The sequence below is a fragment of the Shewanella sp. FJAT-52076 genome (assembly GCF_019457455.1).
Classification (GTDB): domain Bacteria; phylum Pseudomonadota; class Gammaproteobacteria; order Enterobacterales; family Shewanellaceae; genus Shewanella; species Shewanella zhangzhouensis.
The window spans coordinates 2,397,475-2,423,818 of the sequence record NZ_CP080415.1; the positions used below are offsets into that span (position 1 = coordinate 2,397,475).

The window sequence follows — 26,344 nt, forward strand, 5'->3', positions numbered from 1 at the left end:
AAAGCACCCTTAGGGGTGCTTTTTTGTTCAGGGTCAAAGTTTTTCACAATTTTGCAAACAAATGTTTCACAATCTTTTGCCTTTGTGGTTAAACTGCAGTGCGGCAAAAAGTGCATAGACACAGCCGTCCGGGTAACAGCTAACGACATAATAACGACAAAGCAAGATTTCAGGAGCGACAATGCGGGCAACTTCGACCCTATTGTTAATGGCATTGGCAGGATTTAGCCAGTGTGCGCTCGCCAAGGATATGACCCTCCGGGTCGGTGGATTTTACTCTCAGTCTGATTCCAGCATAGACGTAACCGATCCTGTGATTGGTGAAGACTTTCGCCTGGATTTCGAGAGCGACCTGCAATTAGCCGAAAACCAGTTCCTGCCCTTTATTGAATTCGAATACGCCTTTGGCGACAGACACAATGTCTACTTAGACTGGAAACGTCTGCATCGCAGCGCCGAAACCAGCGCCGTCACCCGCCCATTTGATGTACAGATTGACGATACAGTCTATTCCGTAAAGGCCGGTGGCCAGCTCAATACCACCCTGAATATTGATGTGCTGCGTCTTGGCTATGGTTACGATCTGCTGCAAGGTGACAATTACAGCCTGGGAATTACTCTCGGGTTACACACCATGTTCATCGAGTCGGTGTTTGAGGGCGCAATTGGCGCCTGTCTTGCCACCGAATTGGATGGCGACCTGTGTAGCCAGCGCCCTATTCCGCGTATTGTGGAAAACAGCGTCACTGCCCCATTGCCGGATATTGGCCTGGTTGGTCATTACGAATTTTTGCCTGGCTGGCGCTTCTCGGCCCATGGTCAGTACTTCGCCATCAAACTCGATGATCTGGAAGGTTCACTGACCGACATCCGCGCCGGTGTCAGTGCCGATCTGGGCGAGAGCTGGAGCCTGTCACTGGCGTACAATTATTACAAAGTCGATGTGGATGTGACCCAGTCTGCTGAAAACATCAAAGTGGCCGATTACAACATCTTCTACAAGTTTGTTGGCCCAATGATTTCAGTTAGTTATCGCTTTTAAGCAGTTTCCAGTCCATTAAGGCCCTCAGGGGCCTTTTTTATCGCCGCATTTTCGCTTGATTACTTCAGTGCCCTGATTACTTAAGTACCCTGATGACTTAGGTGCCCTGATGTCAGCCAAAGCCAGTGAGGCCCCTGCGGCCCGCCAACCTCTGCAGGTTTAATCACAGCGTGTAAATTCAGGTGAGTTTCCAAGGCTGGCATTAATAAGCAGAGCTTCATCACCCTGCAGGAAACCTTCTGTTTCAACCGTCGGTGTTCAGGGCTATGATAGCCTTATCGCTTCCTCTTTTTTCGTCGGAACTGTCCATGGGCGAAAAGCCACCCGCCACTGCAATGGCCCCCAGTGATCTCGTGCAAACAGCCGCCGGGCGGTTGAAAAAGGCCGTTCCTTTGATGCTAAAACATCAAATCCCCACCACGCCAATAAACTATGCCCTCTGGTACACCTATGTGGGCGAGCAGCAACCCGAACTCAACAAAGCCCTGGACGACCTGGTGGCCCATTACCACACCCTGCCACCTGTCAGCGGCGAGCTCTTGTATCGTGAACATCTGGCCGATCCGGTAGAGCTTGATGTGCGGGATATGCGCCAGAATCTTGAGGCCATGGCCACCGAGCTTGGCAACCAGCTTAAAGACACCAACCTGGATGCCACCGCATTTCAGCAAAAAATCGACGCCAACTTTTCGCGACTGGAACGCATAGACAACGAGAGCCTGAGTCTTGAACAGGTGCTAAATCTGGTCCGTAATCTGGTTAAAGAATCCGACGCTATCCGCGAGTCCACCAGCTACTTCACCGGCCAGCTTGCCAAAGCGCAGCAGGAAATCGATTCCCTCAAACGGCGGCTGGAAGAGAGTGAGAAAGACATCTTTTTCGATGCGCTCACGAGGTGTCTCAATCGACGAGCCTTCGATGCAGACCTTACCGGCTTGCTGGCACAGGCACCTGACGGCTGTTGCCTTATCCTGTGTGATATCGACCATTTCAAGCACTTTAACGATAACTATGGCCACCAGCTTGGCGATCAGGTACTGAAGTTGGTGGGCAAACGCCTCACCGAAGCCTGCCGGGACGGCGTGAAGTGCTACCGTTACGGCGGTGAGGAATTTGCCCTGCTGGCTCCATCAAGCAATCTGCGCATCGCACGTCAGTTGGCGGAAGGCATTCGTCGTGGCGTGGAAAAGCTGACACTCAAGGACAGACGCAGGGATGCCCGCATCGATAACATCAGCGCTTCGTTTGGTGTGGCCCAGTGGCAACCCAAAATGACCGCAAGAAGCCTGATTGAGAGCGCCGACAAACAGCTTTACGAAGCCAAACGCCTTGGTCGCAACAGAGTCATGCCTATCTCAGGCTGACCACCATGGCCTTCGCTGCCGCATCCGGGCGACTCCACAAATCGTCCGGCTCGGCCACCACCACAAAGCGTTCATTGGCTCTGTCACTTAAACCATAAAAGGGATAACAGGTAATCAGGGTTAACCTGTCGGTCACCTGCTCTAACACAGATAATTCCCGGTCCGACACCACTGAGGTGTATTTCACCCGATACTGCTGCAATTCACCGCGCATATTCTCCAGCAGCAGTTCGTCCCCCGGCCCCACCTCGCGCAAAATGGCGAAATGGGTGTCTCTGTGCCCGGCAATCACAGTGTTGCCGCCATCTCCCGGCGCCGCCGTCTCTTCCAGCCAGCCTGGTGCAAACGCCAGGTTGCGACCATTGGCCCCCGCCAGAATATAAAAGCTTTCACTGCTTGCCCCTTCGCGCCTGAGTTCCAGCCTCGCAATGGGGTGGGTATCGGCCCAGCCCCAGGGTTTATGGGGTAAACCATCTTTGAGGCTCTGCTCCCAGGCACTGGCAATCAGGTACTGGGCAAGTAATGCTTTTGCCTGCATATATCCTCCAAAACTGATAAGAACAACTCCCGATAACAACAGCAGCAGCGGCCAGCGTCTGCGGGGTCTGGAACCAAATCTAAACCGCTTCATCTTCCCGCCTCCACGCTGCGGCTCCGATGGCAATCAGCACCAGCATGCCACCGGCCAACATCAATCCCAGGCTGCCCGACGCGGTTTGGGGCAATCTGCCGCCCTGCCAGCCATTGGGCGTCGCCTCCGGCAACCTGGTTTCCAGTCCCTGGCCGTGTGAAACCCGGGTTTTATCCACGGCAATCAGGCTGGTGTGGGCTGTGACCAAGTGATATTCCAGCCCCAAAGCCACGGTGGCAGCACGCCGCTGGGTGGGTGTTAATGTCTGGCGGGCAAGGTCATCAACCCGGGCTTTGCCATACTGCAAATCAAGGCCGCTACCACCAGGCACGGGACGAGGAGTAAGTTTGCGCTCCCAGGTTTGGCCGTCGGTATTGCCTTTGACTACGATGGGCATAAGCGTATCGGGCACGGCTCTGAGGCTCAGGTTAAGAGCCTCGCCCGCATATAAGTCGGGCAATACTGCAGGCACGGCATCCACGGGCCGACCGTCAGCCCAGGTCACAGAGAGGTCACTGACCACTGGGTGCTCAATACGGCTGAGGAGCTGATTCATTTTCTCTGCCACTTCACCGCCATGACCGATAAAGGTGAAGCTGCCACGTCCTGCGGCGGCGGCACGGCTCATGAAATAACCGTTTGGCGCGGCGCCAATGGCCACGGGGAAAATCCGCGATTGTCCAAGACGGCGCTCAATCAAACCAAACAGCGCATCTTCCCCGTTGACAGCGCCATCCGTGATAAAGAGCACCTGCCGTAACCGTTTTGTGTCAGCGCTTCCCAGGGAAGGGGTTTTGAGGGCAAGCTCCAGGGCAGATGTCATCTCAGTACCGCCATCCGCCTCGAGGCTGCGCACAAATTGCTGCGCAGCCCCCAGATTAAATGCCGTGGCGGGTTTGGCATCGGGCCAAAGCGGCCTTGCCTCATTGGAAAATGCAATGATATTGAAGCTGTCCTCTGGCCCCAGACCGCCCAGCGCGTGGATAAGGGCGCTTCTGGCCTGCACCATGGAATCTCCTGCCATGGAGCCGGAGGTATCAATCACCAGCACCAGCTCCCGCGCCAGCCGATTGGCCAATTCGGGTTGCGGTGGCATAAAGGCCAGTAAGCCGTGGCTGTAGTCACCCTGCACAACATCCACCCGGGCATATTCATCCTGAGCGGCTCTATCCTGAGCAGTTTCATATTGAGTGTTTGTGATTGCCACAGCTCCGGGATAGCTGTAGCCCGGTTGCACCAAAAAGTCTGCAACCGGCTCATTGCCCTCATTAATTACCCAGGACAGCACCAGATCCCTGTCTGCCTGGGTGTCAGGACACAGTGACAACTGCCAGCCACCTTCGCGATAACTCTGCTCACACAAGCCATGGGTTGGACTTTCTACCGCCGCTACGGCAAAGCCAAAAATACTGGCGCTCAGCGACAGCGAGGGTGTTGGCGTGTCTGCCTGAGCCTCTGTCCGGGTGGCGGGCCAAAAACCTGCGGCCGTAAGATGATTACCGCCCGCAGCCCCCAATCCCCCGGATATTGTGGCGTCATCTGACACCCCATCCTGCGCTGAATGCAACATAGCTGATGCGCCATATCTAGGTGTCTGTGCAGTGGGGATTCGGAGCTCAACCCGGCCCGATTGAGGACGCAGAACCTCCTGATAATCGATGCTGACGGTGAGGGTTTCGCCGGGCATGAAATTGGCAATCCGCGTCAAAAAAAGATTACTTTCACTGTGGCTCACCAGACTCGCCCGTTTCCCGTCCCGCTTTGCCTGTTGGAATACCCTCTCCGCGTGAGCTTTTTCCTGAATGTCCCCTTCAATCAGGCGGTTGCCGATGGTAAGGCGCATACCACTTACCGCCGCATTGGGCGCCAGCGCAAAGCGGTAGTGGCCGTTTATTACCCGATTACTGTGATTTTTAAAAGTTTGAGACACAGTGACCCGGCTGACCAAGGCACTGACCTTAACCGTGTAGCGGGTATCGAGTGCAAGACTGACGCGCTCGGTACCATCGTCTTCAAACACCAGCTCACCGCCATGGCCCGGCGCTATGATATCGCCGGGTGCGGGGCCAGCCATTTGCCTATCAATAGGCCCAGAAATTGACCCGGCGCGAGGCAAGGCAACGGGCTGTGCGCCGCTGGCAACACTGGCATTGACTGCGCCTGATGCCATCAGCACCGCCATCACCGCCAGCGCAGTCAGGCCTCGTTTCGTCTCCAATGCAGACGCCACTTCTGCAAACGTCACTGCAGGCGCCGTCTTCCCTGGTCTGTGTATCATGCTGTTATCCTTAGAACCCTTCATTACCCGTGCCCTTCCCTTGGGATTACCCTCGCCAGTCATTGACTGTTTATCAGTGTGTTGCCGCCATACTGGTATCCGCGGGAACCAGTTCGAGGGTCACGCGCCGGTCAAAAAAGTCACTTTCAAAGCCCGCATCAGCACTGAGAGGCGCTGTGGCGCCAAAGGCCTGTCCCTGGAGTCTGTCTGATGCCACACCGGCACTGACGAGATAGGCTTTCACATTGGCGAGGCGCTGCTCCGACAGGGCCTGGTTGTAGTCACTGTCTCCCCGGCGGTCGGCAAAGCCTTTCAAATCGATAACCAGATCAGGCTGGGCTTCCATCACACGGGCAACGGCCTGCAGTTGGTTTTGAAAATGCGGTTCAATCTCCGACGAGCCGGTTTTGAACTGCACATTGAGCCCCAGCGTAAGCTCGGTCAGTTTGGCCTCACGGGCCGTTTGCAGGGTATTCAGCTGGGCGCGGGTAATGGCATAGTCACTGGCGAGGGCATCATAATTGGCACTTTTTTGAGCCAAGCGTTCAATTTCGGCATCCTGGGTGGCGAGAGTCAGCTTATGGTCCTTAATCTCTTCCTCATCACCGACGGACTTTCCGATAATGCCACCGGCAAAGGCGCCTATGATGGCGCCTACGGGTCCACCCACGGCAGCGCCAATCAGGGCACCTGAGCCCAAACCGACAAGTTCTTCGTTATGGTCGCGCTCAGCGGCATTGGCCGCAGGTGCAATCAGAGCCAGAGAAATAACTGAAGCGAGTAATTGGGTTTTCATAAGTCATCATTCCTTGTTGGACTGCCGGACCTGCCGGCCTGTTGGTGATGAACTTATTTAACCCCCCGCTCGTGGCAATCAAAGGGAGTAAAAATGGCGCTTTGCCTATCAATTGTGGCAACAAAATGGCAATCACAGCCCCAGACTTTCAATGGGGCTAAATTGCTGTATAGTCAGCCATAGATTGAATTAGCCCCTGCAAAAATTGGCCTCGCGCCCGCTGTTATTGAGTCACGCCATGAAACGAATTGCCATCGTCGAAGATGAAGCCGCCATCCGCGAAAACTACAAAGATGTGCTCCAGTCCCATGGGTATCTGGTGCAAACCTTTGCCAATCGTCCCGATGCCATGCTGGCGTTTCAAACCCGGCTGCCGGATTTGGCCATCATAGATATTGGTCTTGGGGAAGAAATCGATGGCGGGTTCACCCTGTGTCAGGGACTCAGAGCCCTGTCGCCCACCATACCCATTATCTTTTTGACCGCCCGCGACAGTGACTTTGATACTGTGACCGGCCTTCGGCTGGGGGCGGACGACTATCTGTCCAAGGAAGTGAGTTTTCCGCATCTGCTGGCACGGCTGGCCGCCCTGTTTCGCCGCTGTGAACAGCTTAAGGCTCCGGCTACACCGGATAACCTGATGACCCGTGGGCACCTGACCATAGATGCGAACCGAATTCAGGTGTACTGGCGCGACGAGCCAATTGAACTGACGGTGACCGAATTTTGGATGGTGCATGCCCTTGCACGCCATCCGGGCCATGTGAAAAGCCGCACCGAGCTGATGCAGGAAGCAAAAATCTACGTGGATGACAGCACCATCACCAGCCATGTAAAGCGCATTCGCAAAAAGTTCATCGCGGCCGACACCGAGTTTGATTGCATTGATACCGTCTATGGCATGGGTTATCGCTGGGACAGCCAGAGTTCATGATCCGCCTGCCACTGGGCCTTCGCGCCAAAGTAGTTATTCTCTCGCTGTTTTTGCTGTGCCTGCCCTGGCTTGGCTACCAATATGTGTGGGAGATGGAAAAGTATCTGCGGCACGGCCAGGAACGAACCCTGGAGGGCACCACCCAGGCACTGGCCACCGCGCTGCACGAGCGCCCGCGGCTGTTCGACAGTCAGGCGAGCTTTTTATCCCAGGTGGAAAAACGCAAAGATCTCTATGCCCACCCGCTGTCGGGCCCCATTCAGCTCGACGGAAAACTGGATGATTGGGAGCCTTACCGCAGCAAGGCAATGCACTATGGTGCAGATATGCAGCTGATGAGAGACTCACAAAGCAACCTCAGCTTCAATCATATGATTGGCCGATACGGAAATTACCTGTACGCCTTTTTTGAAGTCACCGACCCGGCGCCTGTGTATCGCGGTCGCAACAGTCTGAGGGTGGACAGAAACGATCACCTGGCCATCGCTACCCTCGATGGCAGCAATTTTTTCCACCGCTACGTGGTGGCCACACAAAAAGATGGTTGGGTGAACGCGTTCGAACTGCCTGGTGACCCTCAGCTCAGTTTGCCCGCACTGCCAGAGGTCCGTATTCAGGGGCAGTGGCACACCACGGCTCAGGGTTACAACATTGAGCTCAGGATCCCGCTAGAGATGCTTGGCGGTAAAATCAGCTTTGCCCTCCACGATGTCAACAGTCCCAAGAGTCGCGATCTGGTCGGGATAACGGGCACCTCCCGTACCGACAGCCCCGATAATCTGGGGACTGTATTGGTGCCTTCTCCGGAAATTGAAGCCATCATCAAAGGTATGGGGCACAACAGCGCCCGTATCTGGGTGGTGGACAGGCACGGTCGAGTGCTGGCGCGCTCCGGTGATATTAAAAACAGCGACAGCATCTGGACCAAGGCCATAGGGAATGAACGTCCCGAAGGCGCTTTTGAGCATTGGGTTCAGGAGTATCTCTACCCGCTTTACTATCGGGTGCTCACCAAACCGCCTGAGGACTTTATCGACGGCCTGCAGGACTCCACTGAGCTCGAAGGCAGCCACATTCAGAGGGCGCTTTCCGGCAAGCCCGGCAGCACCTGGCGCCTGACCCCGGACAACAAGGCCGTGGTTCTGGCGGCGGCCAGCCCCATATGGATTGATGATAAGGTGATGGGCGCCGTGGTGGCCGAAGAAACCACCCATGGGATCCGCACCTTAAGAAACCGTGCTCTGGAGAAGCTTTTCAATGTGATCCTGACCATCATGAGCATGGGCACGCTGGCACTGTTTTTCTTTGCCTCCAATATCTCAAGCCGTATCCGTAATCTCAGGGATCAGGCAGAAAGCGCCATTGATGCCCAGGGGCGGGTCAAGGCCAGCATCAGTCCGTCACAGTCGCTGGATGAAATTGGCGACCTGTCGCGTTCACTGGCTGGCATGGTGCAGCGTTTGTCCCAGTACACCCATTATCTGGAGAATATGTCGTCACGATTGGGCCACGAGCTGAGAACCCCGGTGGCCGTGGTGCGCTCAAGCCTTGAGCACCTCTCTATGCTGAGTCTTGGGGACGACAGGCAAAAGTACGTCGACCGCGCCCAGGAAGGCGTAAGTCGCTTAAGCCTTATCCTCGCCAATATGAGTGAAGCCACCCGTTTGGAAGAGTCTTTGTCTCAATCCGACAAGGTACGTTTCGATGCCAAGGCGGTGATAAAGGGTTGTGTTCAGGGCTACCAAATCACCTACCCAGGCGTTGCGTTGGCGCTGACGATTGAAGAGGGAGACTACCCGGTGCGCGGCGTGCCCGAGTATCTGGCGCAGCTCATGGATAAGCTGATAAGCAATGCACTGGAATTTATGACGCCGGATACGCCCATCAATATCAGCCTGAGTCACAGCCATAAGAAGCTCAAGCTCAGCGTCATGAATCAGGGGCCGCTGCTGCCTGAGGACATGGCAGAGCGCATCTTCGACTCCATGGTCACTGTGCGTCCACCGGCGCAGGATAATAAACCGCACCTCGGATTGGGTTTGTATATTGCACGGCTGATTGCGGAATTTCACGGCGGCGATATCAAGGCAGAAAATCTCGCCGGTAACGACGGTGTCAGACTATCAGTGTCAATGCCGCTTGAGTCTGCACCTTGACTGAACCCAAACGCCCTCAATTAACGGAATGACTGAACGGCTCTGAGGGCAGGCAGGTTAAACCTTGCCCTGTTTACGCCACTCTTGTAGCTTTGCAGCGTGAACCATGATGTATTCATCCGGGTACATGTATTAAGGGATTATCAGGGACGCATAATGAAAAGTACGGACAAAATCACAGCCTCACATGTTGCCACTGTTGCTCAGCCACGCATCAAGCATGGGGTGAAGGCACTTGCCTTAACTTCCCTGCTCGGTGTGGCCGCCTTTTCAAGCAGCGTCCAGGCCACAGTCCAAAACGCACAGTTATCCCAACCACATGCTCCCTGCGTTGATGACAAGTGGCCAAAGTCTCGACTGATAAGCCTTGCCAGCAACCAGTTTGAGCTGCCGGATGCCGACCGGGAAACCATGGTATTGAGACTGGTCAGCTGCCTCGCTGAAACCGACCCCGAGCTTAGAGACTCGGTCGCCTTCAGTGGATTGAGTCATTGGCTCAGGGCAAGCGCCCTTGAAAAAGAGACGGTGAACGGCCTTTATACAAGGCTCTCCAAAGATGTCCGGCAGCAAAAAAATGACCCCGATGGTGTCTACTTTCCCTTTGCCATACTGACCCTGTCGGAAGTGGCCAGAGTCGACAGGGTAAGCCCATTTCTTGATTCCGCTGAGCGGGATGACTTCAGTAAACTGGCCGCAGACACCATGGCGTCAACCCGGGATTATCGCGGCTTCGATGACACCCTCGGTTGGCGCCATCAGGTGGCGCACAGCGCCGATTTGCTGCTGCAACTCATCCTCAATCCGGCGCTGTCACAGGCATCCATAATGCAGCTGGTTGAATCATTACAAACCCAGCTCAGTCCGGTCGGGCATTTTTATGTCTATGGCGAGCCGGAGCGGCTGGCCCGTCCGGTGCTTTACGCCATGCTAAGGGACGATATTCCAGAGGAATTTTGGCACAGCCAATTAACCAAGTGGGGCACGCCTGCCCATATCGACAGTTGGGACAAGGCATTTACCTCCAACACAGGGCTTGCCGAGCGCCATAATCGCCGGGCATTTTTCAGTGCCCTGCTGCTTGGTGTATCTGGCAGCAAGCAGGCCAGGTTGCTTGCGCTGCAGCCCGCCATTCAGGCGGCAATGAAAAAGCTGCCCTGACACAGACGGTCTGGGGCAGTATCTCAGTTCAATTTAGCCATCCATATGGTAAGATGGCCAAATTCTCATTCCAGGGGCAGGACGCAGCATGTCAGATAAACCCATGAAAACCGCCACGAAAATCGTAAGTCTTGGCCGCGAAAAGAAATACAGCAAAGGGGTGATCAATCCACCGGTGTTTCGCGCCTCCACCATAGTGTTCGACACCATGGACGAAATGCGCCACGCCGCCAAAAATAAACACAATGGCGAAATGTTTTATGGCCGCCGCGGCACCCCAACCCATTTTGGCTTTCAGGCCGCCATCGCCGAGCTTGAAGGCGGTGCGGGCACGGCGCTTTACCCCAGCGGCGCGGCTGCCATTTCTGCCAGCTTATTGGCCTTTCTCCAGGCAGGCGATCACCTGCTGATGGTCGATAGCGTGTACGAACCAACCCGGGATCTGTGTGACAAGGTGCTTAAGGGCTACGGTATTGAAACCACCTACTACGATCCCTTAATTGGCGCCGGTATTGAGGCCTTAATTCGCCCCAATACCAGGGTGCTTTTTGTCGAGTCCCCGGGCTCCATCACCATGGAAGTGCAGGATGTGCCTACCCTCGCCCGCATTGCCCATGACCACGACCTGGTGGTGATCCTTGACAATACCTGGGCGTCCCCCATTAACAGCCGCCCCTTCGAACTCGGCGTGGATATTTCCATTCAGGCGGCCACCAAATACATCGTCGGCCACTCAGATGTGATGATGGGCACGGCGACTGCCCGCGCGAAGTACTGGGACAAACTGCGTGAGCACAGTTATCTTCTGGGGCAAACCACCTCGCCGGATGACGTTTACCTCGCCGCGCGTGGCCTGCGTACCCTGGGGGTACGCATGGCACAGCACGAAAAAAATGCACTCACAGTGGCCCACTGGCTCAAGACCCGTCCGGAAGTTGACCACCTGCGTCACCCGGCTTTTGAAGAATGCCCCGGCCATGAGTTTTTCAAACGGGACTTTTCTGCCAGTAACGGGCTCTTTTCCTTCGTGTTAAAACAAGGAACTGTCGAGGCGGTCACCGCCATGGTCGAAGGCATGAGCCACTTTAAAATGGGCTTTTCCTGGGGCGGTTTTGAGAGCCTCATCCTCGGGGTAACCGGGATACACAACATCCGCTCGGCCACCCGCTGGGACAGCAGCAAACCCCTTATTCGTGTGCACATCGGTCTGGAAGACCCTGAAGATTTGATTGAGGATCTCAGCGCTGGGTTCGCACGTTTCAATGAGGTCATGGCCAAAGATTCGCAAGGGTGAAACTTGCAGGTTTGAGGAGATGCAGGCCGTTTCCCGAGCTCAGTCATCGAACTAGCCAAAACTGAAGAGTCCGCAGTGTCAGCTGCGGACTCCTGCCATTCACGTAGTGAATTCTTGCCTGTATCTGCCTGTGAGACAGGCTGGTGAGGCTTAAGGCATAGATTAATTTCCCGAGGGAGCGGTCGCCACCGATTGCCAGGCTTCAGTGCCATACAGGGGCACAGTTGAGAGCGAATGCTTATGGCTGCCGGAAGTCTCCTTGGTGGAGTAGGACAGATACATCAGGGTTTGCGAGCCTGCATCGTAAATGCGACGAACCTTCAGGGTTTTGAACAGTACGCTGAGGGAGCTTGAAAACACCACCTCGCCGTTTTTGCTCTTATCGATAGTGGCAATCTGGGCTGCGAGAATAGGTCCGGTCTGGCGACAGGATATGGACATGTCAGACGGGTCGGCCAGCGACAAATCCGCTTCCACCCGGCTGATGTGGCAGGTCACGCCGGGCACCTTGGGATCTTGCCTGGCATCAATCACCACATCCTTGGTGGTAAAAAGTCCCAGGCTAACCTTTCCCACATCATCACCGCATCCCGCAAGCACCAGAGTGGCAAGCCCCAATAAGGCGGTGTTTTTCATCCAATGGCGTTCCATATAAGCTCCTTTTCCCTAAATCAGGCAAATTCCAGCGTCGCCCGGCGGGCAAGCCCAGCGGTGACTGAGCCAAAGCTGTCGCCCTGCACCACCTCAACGCCGGGATACACGGCTGCAATGCTACTTGCCACCTGCGGACAGCGACTGCTGCCACCTGTGACATAAATCAGGTCCGGGGCCGCCTCGTCCCCCACGGCGGATTTCATCAGCTCACCGATGCGCTGTACCAGGGGCGCAATCGCCTGACCAAAGGCGTCACCGGCAACACGGGTATTGGTCCCATCGGGATGCTCAACCTGAGTCGAGTCCTCACCGCTCAAATCAATCTTGGCAAGCTCTGCCAGTTTCACCAATTGGCAATGCTGCTGGTCTCGTCTGAGCCTTGCCAAACGGTCAAGGGCATCGGGGTTTACGGCATCTTTTCTCAGCTCTTTAAGGGCCGTGGCATAACTCAGGGAGAAAAAGTCCCGCTGCGCCCCCACATCGTTAATGGCCACCGCCTGCCAGAACAGTTGTCTTGGCATGGGCTTACCCGTTCTCAGCATATCGCCGAGGCCGTAATGAGGCATCAGGCATTCCATGGCAAGTGCAATATCCAGGTCGTTACCGCCAATGCGCTGGCCACTGTGGCCAAGGCAATCGTCGCTGCGTTCGGTTTGGCTGCGTTTATTGGGTCCCATGGTCACCAAAGAGCAATCTGTGGTACCGCCGCCTACGTCCACCACCAATACCCGCTTGTCTGCTTCGAGGGACGATTCAAAATCAAAGGCGGCCGCGAGGGGTTCAAAGAGGAAAGACACCTGGGTGAAACCCGCTCTCATGGCGGCAATTTCCAGAATACTCTGGGCCTGAATATTGGCCTCTTCGCCGCCAATCCCCTGAAAGTTAACCGGCCGACCGATAACGGCATGGGTCACAGGGTTTTGCAGCAACGCATCTGCGCGGCTTTTTACTTCAAGCATCATCAGGGTGACTATGTCTTCAAATAAGGCCACCTGCTCAGGGCGCAGACCGGTTGCGCCCAAAAAGGATTTGGGTGAACGAACAAAAAATCCTTCTTCGGGGGTATCCAGATAGGCATTTAAGGCCGCTTCGCCGATAAATACTGTGTCGTCTGCTGCGGTTAAATCCAGCTCCTGACGCATAAGTCTGGCGCGGGCAAGCTCGGCGCCCCGTTTTTGCATTAACGCCTTGGCCTGAACATCGGGTAAACGCTGGCACACCGCCTCGGTGATGAAACTGACATCCAGGGCATACACCACAGACATCAGATACTGGCCACCAGCGTCGCCGATGGGCAGCAGGCGCACCGCGTCCCCTTCACATACCGCCATGGCGCAGTTGGCACTGCCATAGTCAAATCCTGCAAACACCCGATTTCTCCAAGCCAATAAAAAAGCCGTCCAAGGTAGCAAAAACGCCCCCGGCTGAAAAGCAAAAGGCAGTGTTTAGGGGCAAAATTCAGCCGGTATTGCGGCTTCTATCCGGTATTCAATCGATGGCATGTTGTAAGCGTGAGGCCAATGAAAGTGCCAGGACGGATGGGGATGGCAGGCAGGTCATAAATCTGACATATTTTTGAAGTAATCTCAGCGACTGGGCTATTATTTTCAATAATGCCAATCACTTGTTACTGATTTTATTTCGGTGGCGCCCCGGGTTCCCAGCACGACAAATGGCTGATATCGTGTGCTGGCACCGGCGACATTCGCTGGCATGACTGCATCACACGCTCAAAGGAGTTTTCGAGTGTCCCCCAATACAGACAAGATGTTTATCGACAAGGAGCTTTCCTGGCTGTCTTTCAACGAACGTGTGTTGCAGGAGGCCTGCGACCCCGATGTGCCACTGGTAGAGCGCATCCGCTTTCTGGGGATATTCTCCAGTAATATGGATGAATTTTTCCGGGTGCGGGTCGCTTCGGTACGCAGGGGCATTCTCCTCTCAAGCCTCCAGGATGGCCGTAACAACAGCCGCCACCTGATGGCAAAAATTCAGACCCGGGTGCTCACGCTGCAGGAAAGATTCGACACCATTTATGGCGAATTGATGCGTGAGCTGGTGCGGCGCAACATACTGCTTATCAATGAATCTCAGCTTAGCGACTTTCAGAGTCAGTGGCTCAAGTCGCACTTTCGCGACCAATTAAAACGCCATATAGCGCCCCTTATCGTCAGCAACCACAGGGCCTTGGTCAAGCATATCACCGACAACGCCACCTACCTGGCAGTGTGTTTGCACAGCAAAGACCGCAGACAATATGCATTGGTGGAAGTGCCGACCAAGAATGTCCCCCGCTTTATCGAACTGCCTACCGAAAAATCCAAGGCTAAAAAGCACCTTATCCTGCTGGATAACATCATCCGTCACTGTCTGAATGACCTCTTCTCGCCGTTTTTCGAGTACGAGAGCATAGATGCGTATTCGATGAAACTGACCCGCGATGCGGACTTTGACGTGATTGACGAGCTGGACCAGAGCCAGCTGGAAAAAATGACCCGGGGCCTGAAAAAACGCCTCACCGCCGAGCCGGTGCGTTTGGTATACGACAAAGACATGCCAGAGCATATGCTGGTTATGCTTAAAGAGCAGCTTGGGATTAGCTCCACCGAGTGCCTGGTGCCCGGTGGTCGCTATCATAGCTTTAAAGACTTTATCGCCTTCCCGAACCCGGGTCGCAAATATCTTGAAAACGACAAGATTGCCGCCCTGGACAGCGCCGGTTTTCAGCGCTGCGGCAACAGTTTTGATGCCATCGCCCGCGGCGACATTATGCTCAACTACCCCTATCACAAGTTTTCACACTTTACCGAACTTGTGCGTCAGGCGGCCTTCGACCCCGCTGTTAAATTCATCAAAATCAACCTCTACCGGGTCGCGAAGAAATCACGGGTGATGCAGTCGTTGATTGATGCGGTGAAAAACGGCAAGCAGGTAACGGCGGTGATTGAGCTCAGGGCCCGTTTCGATGAAGAGCACAACATAGAATGGACCCGCATCCTGGCAGAATCCGGTGTTAAGGTACACCACGGGATCCCGAGCCTTAAGGTACACTCCAAGCTCTGCCTCGTCGGCCGAGAAGAACATGGGGAAACCCGCCTGTATTGCCACGTGGGCTCAGGTAACTTCAACGAAGGCACCGCCAAGGTGTATACGGATTTGTCCCTGTTCACCGCCAATCAGGAAATCGCCCGCGAAGTTGAGCAGGTATTCGATTTAATTGAGCACCCCTACCGACGTGACAACTTCAAGCACCTGATTGTCTCCCCCTTCGATGCCCGCCAGAAACTGATTTCATTGATTGAAGATGAAATACTCAATGCCCGAATGGGCGGCAAGGCCGGTATCACATTGAAACTCAACAACCTGGTTGATGAGCAGCTTATCGGTAAGCTCTACGATGCGTCCATGGCAGGGGTAAAAATTCGCCTGATCATTCGCGGCATGTGCTCATTGGTGCCACAAATCCCCGGGATCAGTGACAACATCGATGTCATCAGCATTGTCGACAGGTTCCTCGAACACTCTCGGGTCATGCTGTTCCACGCCGGTGGTGAAAATAAGCTCTTCCTTTGCTCTGCCGACTGGATGAGCCGCAATATCGACAGTCGTATCGAGGTAACCACCCCGATTTACGACCCTCAGTTGAAACAGATGGTGATGGACATATTGGCACTGCAGTTATCGGACAATACCAAAGCCCGAATAATCAACAAAGAGCAGAGCAACCCCTACCGCCACCGGGGAAATAAACGTAAAGTACGCTCCCAATTGGCGATATACCAGTATCTTTGCCAGTATGAAAAACTCCTCAAGGCGCGTATCGAAGCCGAGGCACAGGCCTTGGAGAGCGAGTCCGCCCCGGTTGCGGAGCACGAAGATAACAGGGATCTGCCGGTCGCCAGCTGATCCACGAGGGAGAAACAGCTTGTCATCATCAAACCAGCGACACTTTGTTGCTATCGATATGGGTTCGAACAGTTTCCATTTGATGATTGCCCGTGAACAAGACGGCAGTTTGCAAATTCTGCATAAAGAAAAAGCGCAGGTACAGCTGGCTCAGGGACTGAGTCCGGAAGGCTACTTATCCGATGAAGCCATAGGCCGTGGCCTTGAGTGTCTGCGCAATTTCGGCCAGCGGTTTTCAGGCTTGTGCGAAACCCAGGTAAGGCTGGTAGCGACCCACACTTTAAGGGTCGCCCGCAACCGTGACAAATTTTTAAAAGCCGCACTGACGGTGATCCCTTATCCCATCGAGGTGATTTCCGGCCATGAAGAAGCGCGACTTATCTATTCCGGCATCGCCCAAAGTCAGGTACTGGCCAAGCATAATCTGATTATCGATATCGGCGGTGGCTCCACCGAAGTAGTGATTGGCGAAAAGAACCAACCTGTGATGCTTTCAAGCCTTCGCTGTGGCTGCGTGAGCTATAACGAGCGTTTCTTTTCCGATGGTCAGCTCTCCCTCAGTGCCTTTCGCGCCGCGCAAACGGCCGCCGACAAACAGTTCTCATCGCTTTCCAAAGAGTACTTTGATGGCCGCTGGGACTTGGTGCTGGGCAGCTCAGGCTCGGTCAAAGCCATCTGTGAAGCCCTGCTGGAAAGCTTTGGCGATGAAACTGTCACCCTGGCCAGATTAAAAGAGCTGAAACTGAAATTGGTCCAGGCTGGCCACGTGGATGCGCTGCAATTTGCCAATATCGATAGAAAGCGCATGACTTTGGTGCCGGCCGGACTTGCCATTCTTATCAGCTTTTTCAGGCGGCTCGCGATAGAGCAGCTTGAGCCTACCCCTGCGGCGCTGCGCGAAGGTGTGCTCTATGAGCTTGCCCAAATCGACCAATCTCAGGATATACGTCATCGCACGGTAGAGAGCATCGCCAACCTCTATCACGTGGACACCAAACACGGTGCCCGGGTGCGTAACACCGCCATGGCCCTCTTTGACAGCGTGGCCGACAGCTGGCAAATCCGCCCCTTTGCCCGACTCTTGTCCTATGCCGCCTCATTGCATGAAATCGGCATTCACATCAATTCCCGTGCTTACCACAAGCATGGAGCCTACATCATCGCCAACAGCGACCTCCCCGGTTTCAGTCAGGACTTGCAGCAGGATCTGGCGATGTTAATTGGCAACCAGTGTAAAAAGCCGCAGTTCGATAACATTAATGCCCTGCCCGACGGCCGCCGCGAAGTACTGGTAAAACTCTTGTGTTTGTTGCGTCTGGCGGTGCTGGTGAACCTTGGCCGGGTAGCCCGTTCCCTGCGCCTGAGCTGCGCTGTATTGGATACCAATGAGTTGGCGGTTATTCCCGAGCAAAGCGCACGGGTCGACCTGCTGCTTAAAGATTTGAAACGTGAAAAGAAACATCTGGGGCAGCTTGGCCTTATTCTGAGACTGGACAGCGAGCTTCCCTCTCCCGCTGACGAAGACTGACATATCGCCTGTCAGCGCAAAGGCGCACCGGGTTACTCGGGTTACTAACTGACTTATACCCCTCACGCCACTTGCCGACAGGCGTTTCCATACCAGACAAACGCTTAACCACATGTGATAGCCCCAACAGACACGACTGGGCGCGTCCACAGTCCTGAGTTGAATGGGGATCTTTCCCGCATTTTTACTGTTGTTATTGGTACTTCACCGCCAAAATCGCTACAATTTTAATCGTCGCGCCAGACTTCAGGTAAGCATCCTGGAGGTGGCCGCACAAAAGGTTCCACTGCGATGGGGTTGTGTATTGGCAAATACGTACATCGTCAGGTAAATTAGTGCGATAAAAAACGGAACCTGCTGTTATTTTGGGGAAAACGCAAGAAGCGTCACCTTAACGGAATTGTTTTAAGGTATTGAGTATATGGAAATCACCATCTTGTTGCTGTTGCTGCTGTTGGTAGTGCTGCATTGTCTGTTCGGATACAAGGCTCTGAGCAGTGAAGCCAAAATCAGTCAGGGGCAAAAATGCCTCTGGTGCGCACTGAGTCTTGGATTGGGTCCTGCCGGTTATTATTTTTATCAAGGGCTTATCCCCTGCGATATGCTTGGCAGAGATTAATTCTCTTGTACAAAAAAAGCCCCGGGATCCGGGGCTTTTTTTGTTACAGATGGCTGTGTTCCAACACCAGGTCCAAATCCACAGGTCGCTTGAGTACCGGCGCCTGACCATCCGCCAAAGCCTGCTTGTAAGCCTGATTCATCTTGAGCGCAAGATAGAGGTCAGAGCGGATGAGCAGCCCACCTTCCCCCGTGGGTATGCCCTGCGCCTCACACCAGGACAGCAACTGCCGCTTGCGGCCTGCCAAAATCAGCCGGATATGTCGGCGTTTCAGGAGTGCATATAAGTCCGACAACATGGCCATCACACTGATGTCTGGGTGAGTAAAGCACGGCACCGCATCGATAATCACGCATTCCGGTGTTTCGGGCTCGGCGGCGATACGCTCCAACAGACGCCGTTTGAAATAGCTGGCATTAAAGTAGGTGAGCGGCGAGTTGAAACGGTAGATAAATACCCCGGGCACGGCCACGGCTTTATCACTGCCATCCAGACTGCGCAGCGTGCCTTTGGCATCGAGTCCAAGGCATTGGTCGCTCGGGCGCATCACCACCTGCAAAAACTGAAACAGGCCCAGCAACACCGCCAGAGTAATACCCGGAATAACCCCAATCAGCAACACGGCCACAAAGGTGGTCATAGCCAGTAAAAACGCCCTCTGATCGCGCTTTCTGAGTTTCCACAAAGTTTTCAGGTCCAGCAGTGACCAGGATGCCACCACAAGCACAACCCCCAGCGCCGCAGAGGGAATAAAGGCCAGTGGCGCGGTAAACAGCCAGGCGATAACGCCTATGATAAGCGCGGCAATCAGCGACACCAATTGCGTCTTGCCACCACTGGCATCATTCACCGCAGTACGGGAGTCAGCGCCACTCACGGCAAAACCCTGCGATAGCGCCGAGGCGATATTGGCAATACCCAAGGCCCTGAATTCTTTATCAGGGTCAATATCATAGCCATTTTTTGCAGCGAAGCTTCGTGCCGTGAGCATCATACTCACAAAGCTGACCATGGCGAGGTTCAGTGCCGGCATAACCAACTCACGGGCGATACCAATGTCAAAGGCAGGCATCTGCAGGGCCGGCATATTGATGCTTACGTCCCCCACCAGCGCCACATCAAACTGCTCCAGGTTTGCTGCCCAGGCCACCAGGGTAGACACCACAATCACCAACATGGCCGCTGGCCAGTTGGGCCTGAAACGTTTGACCAAAAGGAAAATGAGCACGGCTCCCAGGCTCATCGCCAGGGTGGCCCAGTGAATTTGCGCCAGATATCCGGGCGCCGCGGCGATGCGGTCAAGTAAATAACGCTCATCAAAACTGAAGCCGAGAATTTTGGAGGCCTGACCCACGATAATGGTGATGGCCACACCGTTTAACAGCCCCATTAAAATGGGCTTTGACAGAAAATCGGCCAGCACCCCCAATTTGAAACGACTGGCAATAAGACACCAGAATCCCGTCATGGCGGTCATGGTCATGGCCAGCTGCCAGTGTTTGATACTGTCGCCCGCCGCCAGCGGTGTCACCACAGCGGCCACCACGGCACAGGTTGCCGCATCGGGTCCCACTATCAACTGACGGGAGGTGCCAAACAGGGCGTAAACCATCATGGGCAGCACGCAGGAATACAGGCCCACCAAGGCGTTCACCCCGGTAAGCTGTGCATAGGCAATGGCCACAGGCAGCGCCACAGCACTCACAGAGAATGCCGCTCGCACATCATCTTTGAACCATTCTTTTCGGTAGTCTTTAAATGATGCCAGACCCGGCATCAGGGACAACAAACGAGACACACAGACTCCTTTCGATTCATCCATTCCCTGCCTTATCGTTGAATTAGCTTAGTTTGTCTATCCCTGCCAGTAAAAATAAATCCATTGACTACATCAATATCATTGGCAGTGTCAGCAACAAGGCAAGCGCCATCAGCTGGTTAAAAGTGCGCTGACGCCCCGGTGTGTGCAAAAAGCGGCCAATGGCTTGCCCCAACACCACCCAGGTAAAGGATGCCGGCAATCCAACCACGTTAAACACCAATACCATCACCAGCGCACTGAGCCAGTACTGGTCTCCTGCGAGGGTAAAGGCACTGCACAGGGTCATCACCGCGAGCCAACTCTTGGGATTTATCCATTGGAACATTGCCGCCTCCATAAGCCCCATGGGCCGGTTACGCCCGGATGCGGACTGCCCCCCGGTAGGCGCGGTGGCAATTTTAAAGGCAAGCCATAAAAGATACGCCAATGACACGGTTTTAAGGATCTGATGCAGCAGCGGAAAACCTTCAAACAGGGCGCCAAGCCCCAGCAACATGGCCAGATGCAGTGAGGTGGTGCCCAACCTTATGCCAACAATATGGCGTACACTCTGACGGATACCGAAGGTCGCCCCGGACTGGGCCAACAACAGGTTGTTGGGACCGGGGGTCATGGTCATAGTGGCGCAAAATACAGCGGCAGAAAGGGTCAATGCCGTCAGGGTCATTTCCATGCAGTAAACTCCAAATTGTATGGATACAATAAAAGGATGATTCCGAACAATTATTGCCATACTATAGAGCCCATAAAACAGATCAATCGGAATATTGTCATGCGTACAATTTGGACGCCCAAGCTGGAAGACTTCAGTGGCAGTAAGTATGAACAGCTGGCGAATGCCATAGGCGATGCGATTACCCGGGGAGAGCTGGCGCCCGGTTCCAAACTGCCACCCCAGCGCCGACTCGCCGATGCACTGGGTGTCACCCTGGGCACTGTCACCCGTGCTTACACCAAAGCCATCTATCGTGGCTGGGTGGAAGCGCGTGTAGGCGATGGCACCTATGTGCGCATGGGGGAGCCGAAAAGCACAGGCCCCCTCGATTTGGCAACTTGCCAGCAGGCAGTAACCGATCAAGCCGCAATCCTCGGAGAAGTGATGAGCCGCATGGGACGCGATCCGGTTCGTTTGGCTGGCCTGCTGGATTACCACACGGCAAATCTGGAGGCGCAGCAAGAAACAGTTCTGACGTTTTTAACCCGGACCGGCGTCGATGATTTTGGGGGTAAACTGGTTTTTACCCAGGGGGCGCAGCAGGGGCTGTATGCCGCACTCGCCGCCCTGTGTGAACCCGGCGACTGGGTATTGCATGAGGCCTGGTGTTACCCGGGGCTGAATCGCGCTGCCGAAGCCCTGGGCCTGAATCTGTGCGGCGTGCCATTGGTGGACGATGGTATTAATCTGGACGAACTGGCCGCCTGCATCGACAAACACAGGCCCAAGGTCATTTACCTGACCCCCAACAGCCAGAATCCTGGCTGCATAGGCTTCAGTGAGGCGCAGCGGCAACGTATTCTGGCTCTGGCCAGAGCCCACGACATCGTCATTATTGAAGATGATGTGAATTACTGCACGTCAGAGGAGTGGAGTGCTCCCATTTGGCAACTGGCCGCGGATGCGCAATCTGTGGTGTATTTAAGCAGTCTGTCGAAGCGGTTTGCCGGAGGCATTCGCTTTGGCTTTATGTTGCTGCCTGCAAGATTGCAGCCCAGGGTCAATCGCATCATACATGCCCACTGCTGGATGGTGTCGCCGCTGCTGATTGAAATTGGCTGTGAACTTATCCGCTCTGGGGGCATCCACCAACACAGAGACGCCTGGATAGCCTCGTTGCAACGGCGATTTTTGACCATGGCAGAATCCCTCGAGCTTGAAGCCAAAAGTCGGGGACTTAACGGGCGCCTGACCCTGCCAGAAGGTTTCAGGGCCAGCAATGTAATTGCGGCGCTCGCCTCAAAAGGCATACTCGCCCGCAGTCTTGCGGACTTTGGTGGCCCGGCAAACGGCATTCGATTCAGCCTGGGTCGTATTCCACGGGGCGAAGAAGACGAGGTATTCGACAGGATCCAAAGCACCCTGACTGAAGTCCTCAATCAGGGCATTGCTGTGGTTTAAATTCACGCCCCCTGCAATGCCTGCAGACAAAGCAATTGGAGGGCAACAATTGCTTTCAATTGTCTCTCAAGGCGGTGCTGGCAGTTGCCGGCACAGTCACCTAGGATGGGAGATTCGCCGCGGCTGGGGAGTCGCAGCCCATAGATTTATCGCCTGACTATTCATTTTCACCACGAGAGGTAACAGTGGGTTCACCGACAGAAGCGCAAGCACGCACATCAGGGCTCAACAGGGCCTTTTTAATTCCCTTGCTGGCCGCCATTGTGGCCATTACGCCGCTGGCCATTGATATGTATTTGCCAGCGATGTCCGCTATTGCGCTGAGTCTGGGCTCGGATGTGACCCATGTACAGCAGAGTCTCAGTGTGTACCTCGCCGGTTACGCCTGCGGCTTGTTGCTGTTTGGTCCCCTGGCCGACAGATACGGCCGCCGTCCGCTGGTGCTGTTTGGGCTTACAGGCTTTGGAATTTGCAGCTTGCTCTTGTCCCATGTCAGCACCCCTGAAGCCTTTTTCGGGCTGCGTTTTTTGCAGGCCATGATTGGCTCCGCCGCCACAGTGGTGGTACCCGGCTATGTAAAAATTCTCTATGGGGACAATACAGCCAAGGGCATGTCCTACGTGAGCCTAATCATGATGCTGGCGCCCCTGATTGCGCCGAGTATCGGCAGTTTTATTCTGGGCTTCAGCCACTGGGAGATGATTTTCTATGTCCTCTCGGGTTATGCGCTGCTGGCGCTGACGCTGGTGTACTTTGGCTTGCACATTCCGGAAATAAAAACAGAGAAACATCAAAGGCCCGGCTTTATTCAAGCCTATCGCACCGTACTGACCCGCGCCGGCGTGAAGGGCTTTATCGCCAGCGGCGTACTCACCTCCTTCGCGTTTTTCTGTTACCTCACCGCCTCTCCCTTTGTATTTATGGAGGTTTACGGGCTGGACAGCCAGCATTTTGCCATGGTGTTTGCGTCAAACGTGGGCGCCCTGATGCTCGCCAATATTCTCAACTCGCGAATAGTGGGCCGTTTTGGCTCGCTGAGGCTGCTAAGGGCCTCGACCCTGTGCGGTCTGGTCTTTGCCCTGCTGCTGTGCGCCGCCAACACCATCGAACTGGGGCTGTATGGCACTTTGCTGACCCTGATACCCTTGATGGCTTGCCTCGGCATTATGTCAGTAAATGCTGACGCCATTGTGCTGCTCAAGTTTCAGCGGGAAACAGGCACGGCCACCGCCGTGATAGGTACCCTCAGATTCGGGATTGGTGCGTTGGCCGGGCCTCTCCTGGCGGCATTTTACACAGGCACGGCCCTGCCGTTTTCTGCACTGATGCTGTTTTCGGTACTGCTGGCCGGTGTGTGTCAGCACCTCGCCAGACGCGCCTCGATTGAATAATCTGCAATTGCTTGCTTTCAGGCCATATGCAGCAAAACCGGCCTGAAAGTGAAGCATTTATAAAAAATTTCAAAGATTTAGCTGAAACACCCTGACTTATTCCCGGGCACTGACGCCCGTCTCTCTTCCCCGCTGATGTTGAATTTTCTTTAAGTTCGTTGTTTTTTTTGAATTCAGGCTTGAATTTAACCAATCTTTTTTGAAAGATGAATGCCTGTCCATCTGTGACAGTTGCCCGGCTCGCTTCACCCAAGTGAGCGTTTCTTACCGGAATACGGGCAATTGAGCGAGTTTCTGGTACCCCAGGAGCTTGGTTTTAGAGCGATTACCGTCGCTGTAACAAGTACTGTTTACCGTAACGGTATCTTTTTGAGGATGCACGAATGGAAAAGCTTTCCGGCGCCAGCATGATTGTTCGATCCCTTATCGATGAAGGCGTAAAACACATTTTCGGTTATCCAGGTGGTTCTGTGCTGGATATCTACGATGCCCTCCATGAAAGTTCAAATATAGAGCACATTCTGGTTCGCCATGAACAGGCCGCCGTACACATGGCCGACGGCTATGCCCGTGCCACGGGTGATGTGGGCGTGGTACTGGTAACCTCAGGCCCCGGCGCCACCAACGCCATCACAGGCATTGCCACCGCGTATATGGACTCGGTCCCGCTGGTTATCCTGTCCGGTCAGGTACCATCGAGCCTGATTGGCAACGACGCCTTTCAGGAATGCGACATGATTGGCATCTCAAGACCCATAGTGAAGCACTCGTTTCTGGTAAAAGACCCCACCGAAATACCCGAAACCATTAAGAAAGCCTTTTACATTGCCGCGACCGGCCGCCCCGGCCCCGTGGTTGTGGACTTGCCCAAGGACACCCTGAACCCGGCGCTCAAGTTCGACTATGAGTACCCCTCAGAGGTGAAAATGCGCTCTTACAACCCCACGGTGACAGGTCATAAAGGCCAAATCCGCCGGGGTTTGCAGGCCCTCCTCAATGCCAAAAAGCCGGTACTTTATGTAGGCGGCGGCGCTATTATTTCGAGCTGCGACAAACAAATTCTGGCACTGTCGGAGCGGCTGAATATTCCTGTGGTCAACACCCTGATGGGCCTTGGCGCTTTTCCCGGCACCCACCCCAACAACATAGGTATGCTGGGTATGCACGGCACCTATGAAGCCAACATGACCATGCATAACAGCGATCTGATTTTTGGTATTGGGGTGCGTTTTGATGACCGCACCACCAATAACGTGCAGAAATACTGCCCCAACGCCACAGTGCTGCATATCGATATCGACCCTTCATCCATCTCCAAAACGGTACAGGCCCATATCCCCATCGTAGGCAGTGCCGACAAGGTACTGGATGAGATGCTGTCGCTGCTGGACGGCGACGCCGCAATGCGAAACGATGAAGGCGCCATCGACTGCTGGTGGAATGACATCAATCAGTGGCGTGCCCGCAAGTGTCTGGCATACGAGACCAACAGCGAGAAAATCAAACCACAGCAAGTAATAGAAACCCTCTATCGCCTCACCAAGGGCGATGCCTATGTGAGTTCCGATGTGGGTCAGCATCAGATGTTTGCGGCCCTGTACTACCCCTTTGATAAGCCAAGACGCTGGATAAACTCAGGGGGCCTCGGCACCATGGGCTTCGGTTTGCCCGCCGCCATGGGGGTGAAGATGGCCATGCCCGATGAAACCGTGGTATGTGTCACCGGCGATGGCTCCATTCAGATGAATATTCAGGAGCTTTCTACCGCGCTGCAATACGATGTGCCGGTAAAAATCATCAACCTTAACAACCGTTTCCTGGGTATGGTAAAGCAGTGGCAGGACATGATTTATTCAGGTCGCCACTCCCACTCCTACATGGACTCAGTACCGGACTTTGCCAAGATTGCCGAGGCCTATGGCCATGTTGGCATTACCATCAGCCGCCCGGAGGAGCTGGAGCCCAAGCTCGCCGAAGCCCTGTCGATGACCGACAGACTGGTGTTTGTAGACATTAATGTCGATGAAACTGAGCACGTTTACCCCATGCAAATTCGCGGGGGCGCGATGAATGACATGTGGCTGAGCAAAACGGAGAGAAGCTGATGCGCCGAATTATATCTGTACTTTTGGAAAACCAACCCGGTGCCCTTTCCCGTGTCGTTGGCCTGTTTTCCCAGCGTGGCTATAACATCGAGTGTCTGACGGTGGCACCAACAGACGATGCCACCCTGTCGCGGATGAATATTACCGTTGCGGCGGATGAAATGGTGCTCGAGCAAATCGAGAAGCAGCTGCACAAGCTGATTGACGTGCTCAAAGTCTCCAACATCACTGAATCGGCCCATATTGAGCGTGAGCTGGCATTGGTGAAGGTAAAGGCCCAAGCGGAAGTGCGTGAAGAAATCAAACGCAGCGCCGATATCTTCCGTGGCCAAATCGTCGACGTCACCTCCAGCCACTACACCATCCAACTTGCCGGTACCACAGAGAAGCTGGACGCCTTTATCAATGCACTGGCGGAAGTCACCAAGGTGGTGGAAGTATCACGCTCCGGTGTGGTGGGCCTGTCCCGCGGTGATAAGTCCATGCGGGCATAACACCAGCAACGCCATGCGCAAAACGTAAAACGCCAGTCTCAGACTGGCGTTTTGTA

General features: G+C 54.5%; 20 protein-coding genes. 13 read left to right on the forward strand and 7 right to left on the reverse strand.

Features of this window, described 5'->3' with window-relative positions:
• Positions 1-181: 181 nt before the first annotated feature.
• Both K0H79_RS10350 and K0H79_RS10355 read left to right on the forward strand, forming a co-directional pair.
• Positions 182-1,042 (forward strand): DUF2490 domain-containing protein, encoded by an 861-nt coding sequence (locus K0H79_RS10350; protein ID WP_220064762.1) that lies wholly within the window; start codon positions 182-184, stop codon positions 1,040-1,042.
• Positions 1,043-1,350: 308 nt separating this feature from the next.
• Positions 1,351-2,406, forward strand: coding sequence for a diguanylate cyclase domain-containing protein (locus K0H79_RS10355; RefSeq protein WP_220075733.1), 1,056 nt, complete (start codon positions 1,351-1,353; stop codon positions 2,404-2,406).
• On the opposite strand, the gene K0H79_RS10360 is transcribed toward K0H79_RS10355, so the two are convergent.
• The 3 genes from K0H79_RS10360 to pdsO all read right to left on the reverse strand — a co-directional run bounded on the left by K0H79_RS10360 (position 2,393) and on the right by pdsO (position 6,111).
• Positions 2,393-2,944, reverse strand: a complete 552-nt coding sequence (locus K0H79_RS10360; RefSeq protein WP_258405369.1) for a class GN sortase — start codon at positions 2,942-2,944, stop codon at positions 2,393-2,395. The genes K0H79_RS10355 and K0H79_RS10360 overlap by 14 nt on opposite strands.
• Positions 2,945-3,023: 79 nt before the next feature.
• Positions 3,024-5,315 carry a marine proteobacterial sortase target protein gene (locus K0H79_RS10365; RefSeq protein ID WP_220075735.1) on the reverse strand — a complete coding sequence of 764 codons (2,292 nt, stop codon included), beginning with the start codon at positions 5,313-5,315 and terminating at the stop codon, positions 3,024-3,026.
• Between the two features lie 73 nt (positions 5,316-5,388).
• Complete coding sequence (gene pdsO / locus K0H79_RS10370; protein WP_220075736.1) at positions 5,389-6,111, reverse strand: sortase-associated OmpA-like protein PdsO; 723 nt, start codon at positions 6,109-6,111, stop codon at positions 5,389-5,391.
• 238 nt (positions 6,112-6,349) lie between these two features.
• Between pdsO and pdsR the strand changes: the two genes are divergently transcribed.
• The 4 genes from pdsR to K0H79_RS10390 all read left to right on the forward strand — a co-directional run bounded on the left by pdsR (position 6,350) and on the right by K0H79_RS10390 (position 11,653).
• The gene (gene pdsR / locus K0H79_RS10375) at positions 6,350-7,045 is read left to right on the forward strand and encodes a proteobacterial dedicated sortase system response regulator (RefSeq protein ID WP_220064767.1); all 696 of its coding nucleotides are present in this window, start codon (positions 6,350-6,352) and stop codon (positions 7,043-7,045) included.
• A complete protein-coding gene (pdsS, locus tag K0H79_RS10380; protein ID WP_220075737.1) occupies positions 7,042-9,201 on the forward strand; it encodes a proteobacterial dedicated sortase system histidine kinase in 2,160 nt (719 codons plus the stop codon). Before pdsR ends, pdsS begins: the two co-directional genes overlap by 4 nt.
• 156 nt (positions 9,202-9,357) lie before the next feature.
• On the forward strand, positions 9,358-10,359 hold the full coding sequence (locus tag K0H79_RS10385) for a DUF2785 domain-containing protein (RefSeq protein ID WP_220075738.1): 1,002 nt from the start codon (positions 9,358-9,360) through the stop codon (positions 10,357-10,359).
• A gap of 88 nt (positions 10,360-10,447) precedes the next feature.
• On the forward strand, positions 10,448-11,653 hold the full coding sequence (locus K0H79_RS10390) for a cystathionine beta-lyase (protein ID WP_220075739.1): 1,206 nt from the start codon (positions 10,448-10,450) through the stop codon (positions 11,651-11,653).
• Between the two features lie 162 nt (positions 11,654-11,815).
• On the opposite strand, the gene K0H79_RS10395 is transcribed toward K0H79_RS10390, so the two are convergent.
• Positions 11,816-12,304, reverse strand: a complete 489-nt coding sequence (locus K0H79_RS10395; RefSeq protein ID WP_408733350.1) for a CreA family protein — start codon at positions 12,302-12,304, stop codon at positions 11,816-11,818.
• A 20-nt stretch (positions 12,305-12,324) separates the two neighbouring features.
• A complete protein-coding gene (gene yegD, locus K0H79_RS10400; RefSeq protein WP_220075740.1) occupies positions 12,325-13,677 on the reverse strand; it encodes a molecular chaperone in 1,353 nt (450 codons plus the stop codon).
• Between the two features lie 376 nt (positions 13,678-14,053).
• Here yegD and ppk1 point away from each other — a divergent pair, with 376 nt between their 5' ends.
• From ppk1 to K0H79_RS10415, 3 genes are all read left to right on the forward strand, one after another.
• Entirely contained in the window at positions 14,054-16,213 is a 2,160-nt protein-coding gene (gene ppk1 / locus K0H79_RS10405) for a polyphosphate kinase 1 (protein ID WP_258405370.1), read from the forward strand.
• Between the two features lie 58 nt (positions 16,214-16,271).
• On the forward strand, positions 16,272-17,741 hold the full coding sequence (locus tag K0H79_RS10410) for an exopolyphosphatase (RefSeq protein WP_258405537.1): 1,470 nt from the start codon (positions 16,272-16,274) through the stop codon (positions 17,739-17,741).
• 421 nt (positions 17,742-18,162) lie between these two features.
• Positions 18,163-18,360 (forward strand): hypothetical protein, encoded by a 198-nt coding sequence (locus K0H79_RS10415; protein ID WP_220064774.1) that lies wholly within the window; start codon positions 18,163-18,165, stop codon positions 18,358-18,360.
• Between the two features lie 43 nt (positions 18,361-18,403).
• On the opposite strand, the gene K0H79_RS10420 is transcribed toward K0H79_RS10415, so the two are convergent.
• Both K0H79_RS10420 and K0H79_RS10425 read right to left on the reverse strand, forming a co-directional pair.
• A complete protein-coding gene (locus K0H79_RS10420) occupies positions 18,404-20,182 on the reverse strand; it encodes a SulP family inorganic anion transporter (RefSeq protein ID WP_220075743.1) in 1,779 nt (592 codons plus the stop codon).
• Between the two features lie 64 nt (positions 20,183-20,246).
• Complete coding sequence (locus K0H79_RS10425) at positions 20,247-20,855, reverse strand: LysE family translocator (protein WP_220075744.1); 609 nt, start codon at positions 20,853-20,855, stop codon at positions 20,247-20,249.
• A 99-nt stretch (positions 20,856-20,954) separates the two neighbouring features.
• Between K0H79_RS10425 and K0H79_RS10430 the strand changes: the two genes are divergently transcribed.
• From K0H79_RS10430 to ilvN, 4 genes are all read left to right on the forward strand, one after another.
• Positions 20,955-22,298 (forward strand): PLP-dependent aminotransferase family protein, encoded by a 1,344-nt coding sequence (locus tag K0H79_RS10430; protein WP_220075746.1) that lies wholly within the window; start codon positions 20,955-20,957, stop codon positions 22,296-22,298.
• A 185-nt stretch (positions 22,299-22,483) separates the two neighbouring features.
• Entirely contained in the window at positions 22,484-23,689 is a 1,206-nt protein-coding gene (locus tag K0H79_RS10435) for a multidrug effflux MFS transporter (protein ID WP_220075747.1), read from the forward strand.
• A 383-nt stretch (positions 23,690-24,072) separates the two neighbouring features.
• Positions 24,073-25,794, forward strand: coding sequence for an acetolactate synthase 3 large subunit (locus K0H79_RS10440; protein WP_220075748.1), 1,722 nt, complete (start codon positions 24,073-24,075; stop codon positions 25,792-25,794).
• A complete protein-coding gene (ilvN, locus tag K0H79_RS10445; RefSeq protein ID WP_220064780.1) occupies positions 25,794-26,288 on the forward strand; it encodes an acetolactate synthase small subunit in 495 nt (164 codons plus the stop codon). Before K0H79_RS10440 ends, ilvN begins: the two co-directional genes overlap by 1 nt.
• The last annotated feature ends 56 nt before the right edge of the window (positions 26,289-26,344 follow it).

Bases quoted from the DNA above. Each gene is read 5' to 3' on its own strand.
- K0H79_RS10350 (WP_220064762.1), top strand. From the start codon at position 182: ATGCGGGCAACTTCGACCCTATTGTTAATGGCATTGGCAGGATTTAGC.
- K0H79_RS10355 (WP_220075733.1), top strand. From the start codon at position 1,351: ATGGGCGAAAAGCCACCCGCCACTGCAATGGCCCCCAGTGATCTCGTG.
- K0H79_RS10360 (WP_258405369.1), bottom strand. From the start codon at position 2,944: ATGCAGGCAAAAGCATTACTTGCCCAGTACCTGATTGCCAGTGCCTGG.
- K0H79_RS10365 (WP_220075735.1), bottom strand. From the start codon at position 5,315: ATGATACACAGACCAGGGAAGACGGCGCCTGCAGTGACGTTTGCAGAA.
- pdsO (WP_220075736.1), bottom strand. From the start codon at position 6,111: ATGAAAACCCAATTACTCGCTTCAGTTATTTCTCTGGCTCTGATTGCA.
- pdsR (WP_220064767.1), top strand. From the start codon at position 6,350: ATGAAACGAATTGCCATCGTCGAAGATGAAGCCGCCATCCGCGAAAAC.
- pdsS (WP_220075737.1), top strand. From the start codon at position 7,042: ATGATCCGCCTGCCACTGGGCCTTCGCGCCAAAGTAGTTATTCTCTCG.
- K0H79_RS10385 (WP_220075738.1), top strand. From the start codon at position 9,358: ATGAAAAGTACGGACAAAATCACAGCCTCACATGTTGCCACTGTTGCT.
- K0H79_RS10390 (WP_220075739.1), top strand. From the start codon at position 10,448: ATGTCAGATAAACCCATGAAAACCGCCACGAAAATCGTAAGTCTTGGC.
- K0H79_RS10395 (WP_408733350.1), bottom strand. From the start codon at position 12,304: ATGGAACGCCATTGGATGAAAAACACCGCCTTATTGGGGCTTGCCACT.
- K0H79_RS10410 (WP_258405537.1), top strand. From the start codon at position 16,272: ATGGGTTCGAACAGTTTCCATTTGATGATTGCCCGTGAACAAGACGGC.
- K0H79_RS10415 (WP_220064774.1), top strand. From the start codon at position 18,163: ATGGAAATCACCATCTTGTTGCTGTTGCTGCTGTTGGTAGTGCTGCAT.
- K0H79_RS10420 (WP_220075743.1), bottom strand. From the start codon at position 20,182: ATGGATGAATCGAAAGGAGTCTGTGTGTCTCGTTTGTTGTCCCTGATG.
- K0H79_RS10425 (WP_220075744.1), bottom strand. From the start codon at position 20,855: ATGGAAATGACCCTGACGGCATTGACCCTTTCTGCCGCTGTATTTTGC.
- K0H79_RS10430 (WP_220075746.1), top strand. From the start codon at position 20,955: ATGCGTACAATTTGGACGCCCAAGCTGGAAGACTTCAGTGGCAGTAAG.
- K0H79_RS10440 (WP_220075748.1), top strand. From the start codon at position 24,073: ATGGAAAAGCTTTCCGGCGCCAGCATGATTGTTCGATCCCTTATCGAT.
- ilvN (WP_220064780.1), top strand. From the start codon at position 25,794: ATGCGCCGAATTATATCTGTACTTTTGGAAAACCAACCCGGTGCCCTT.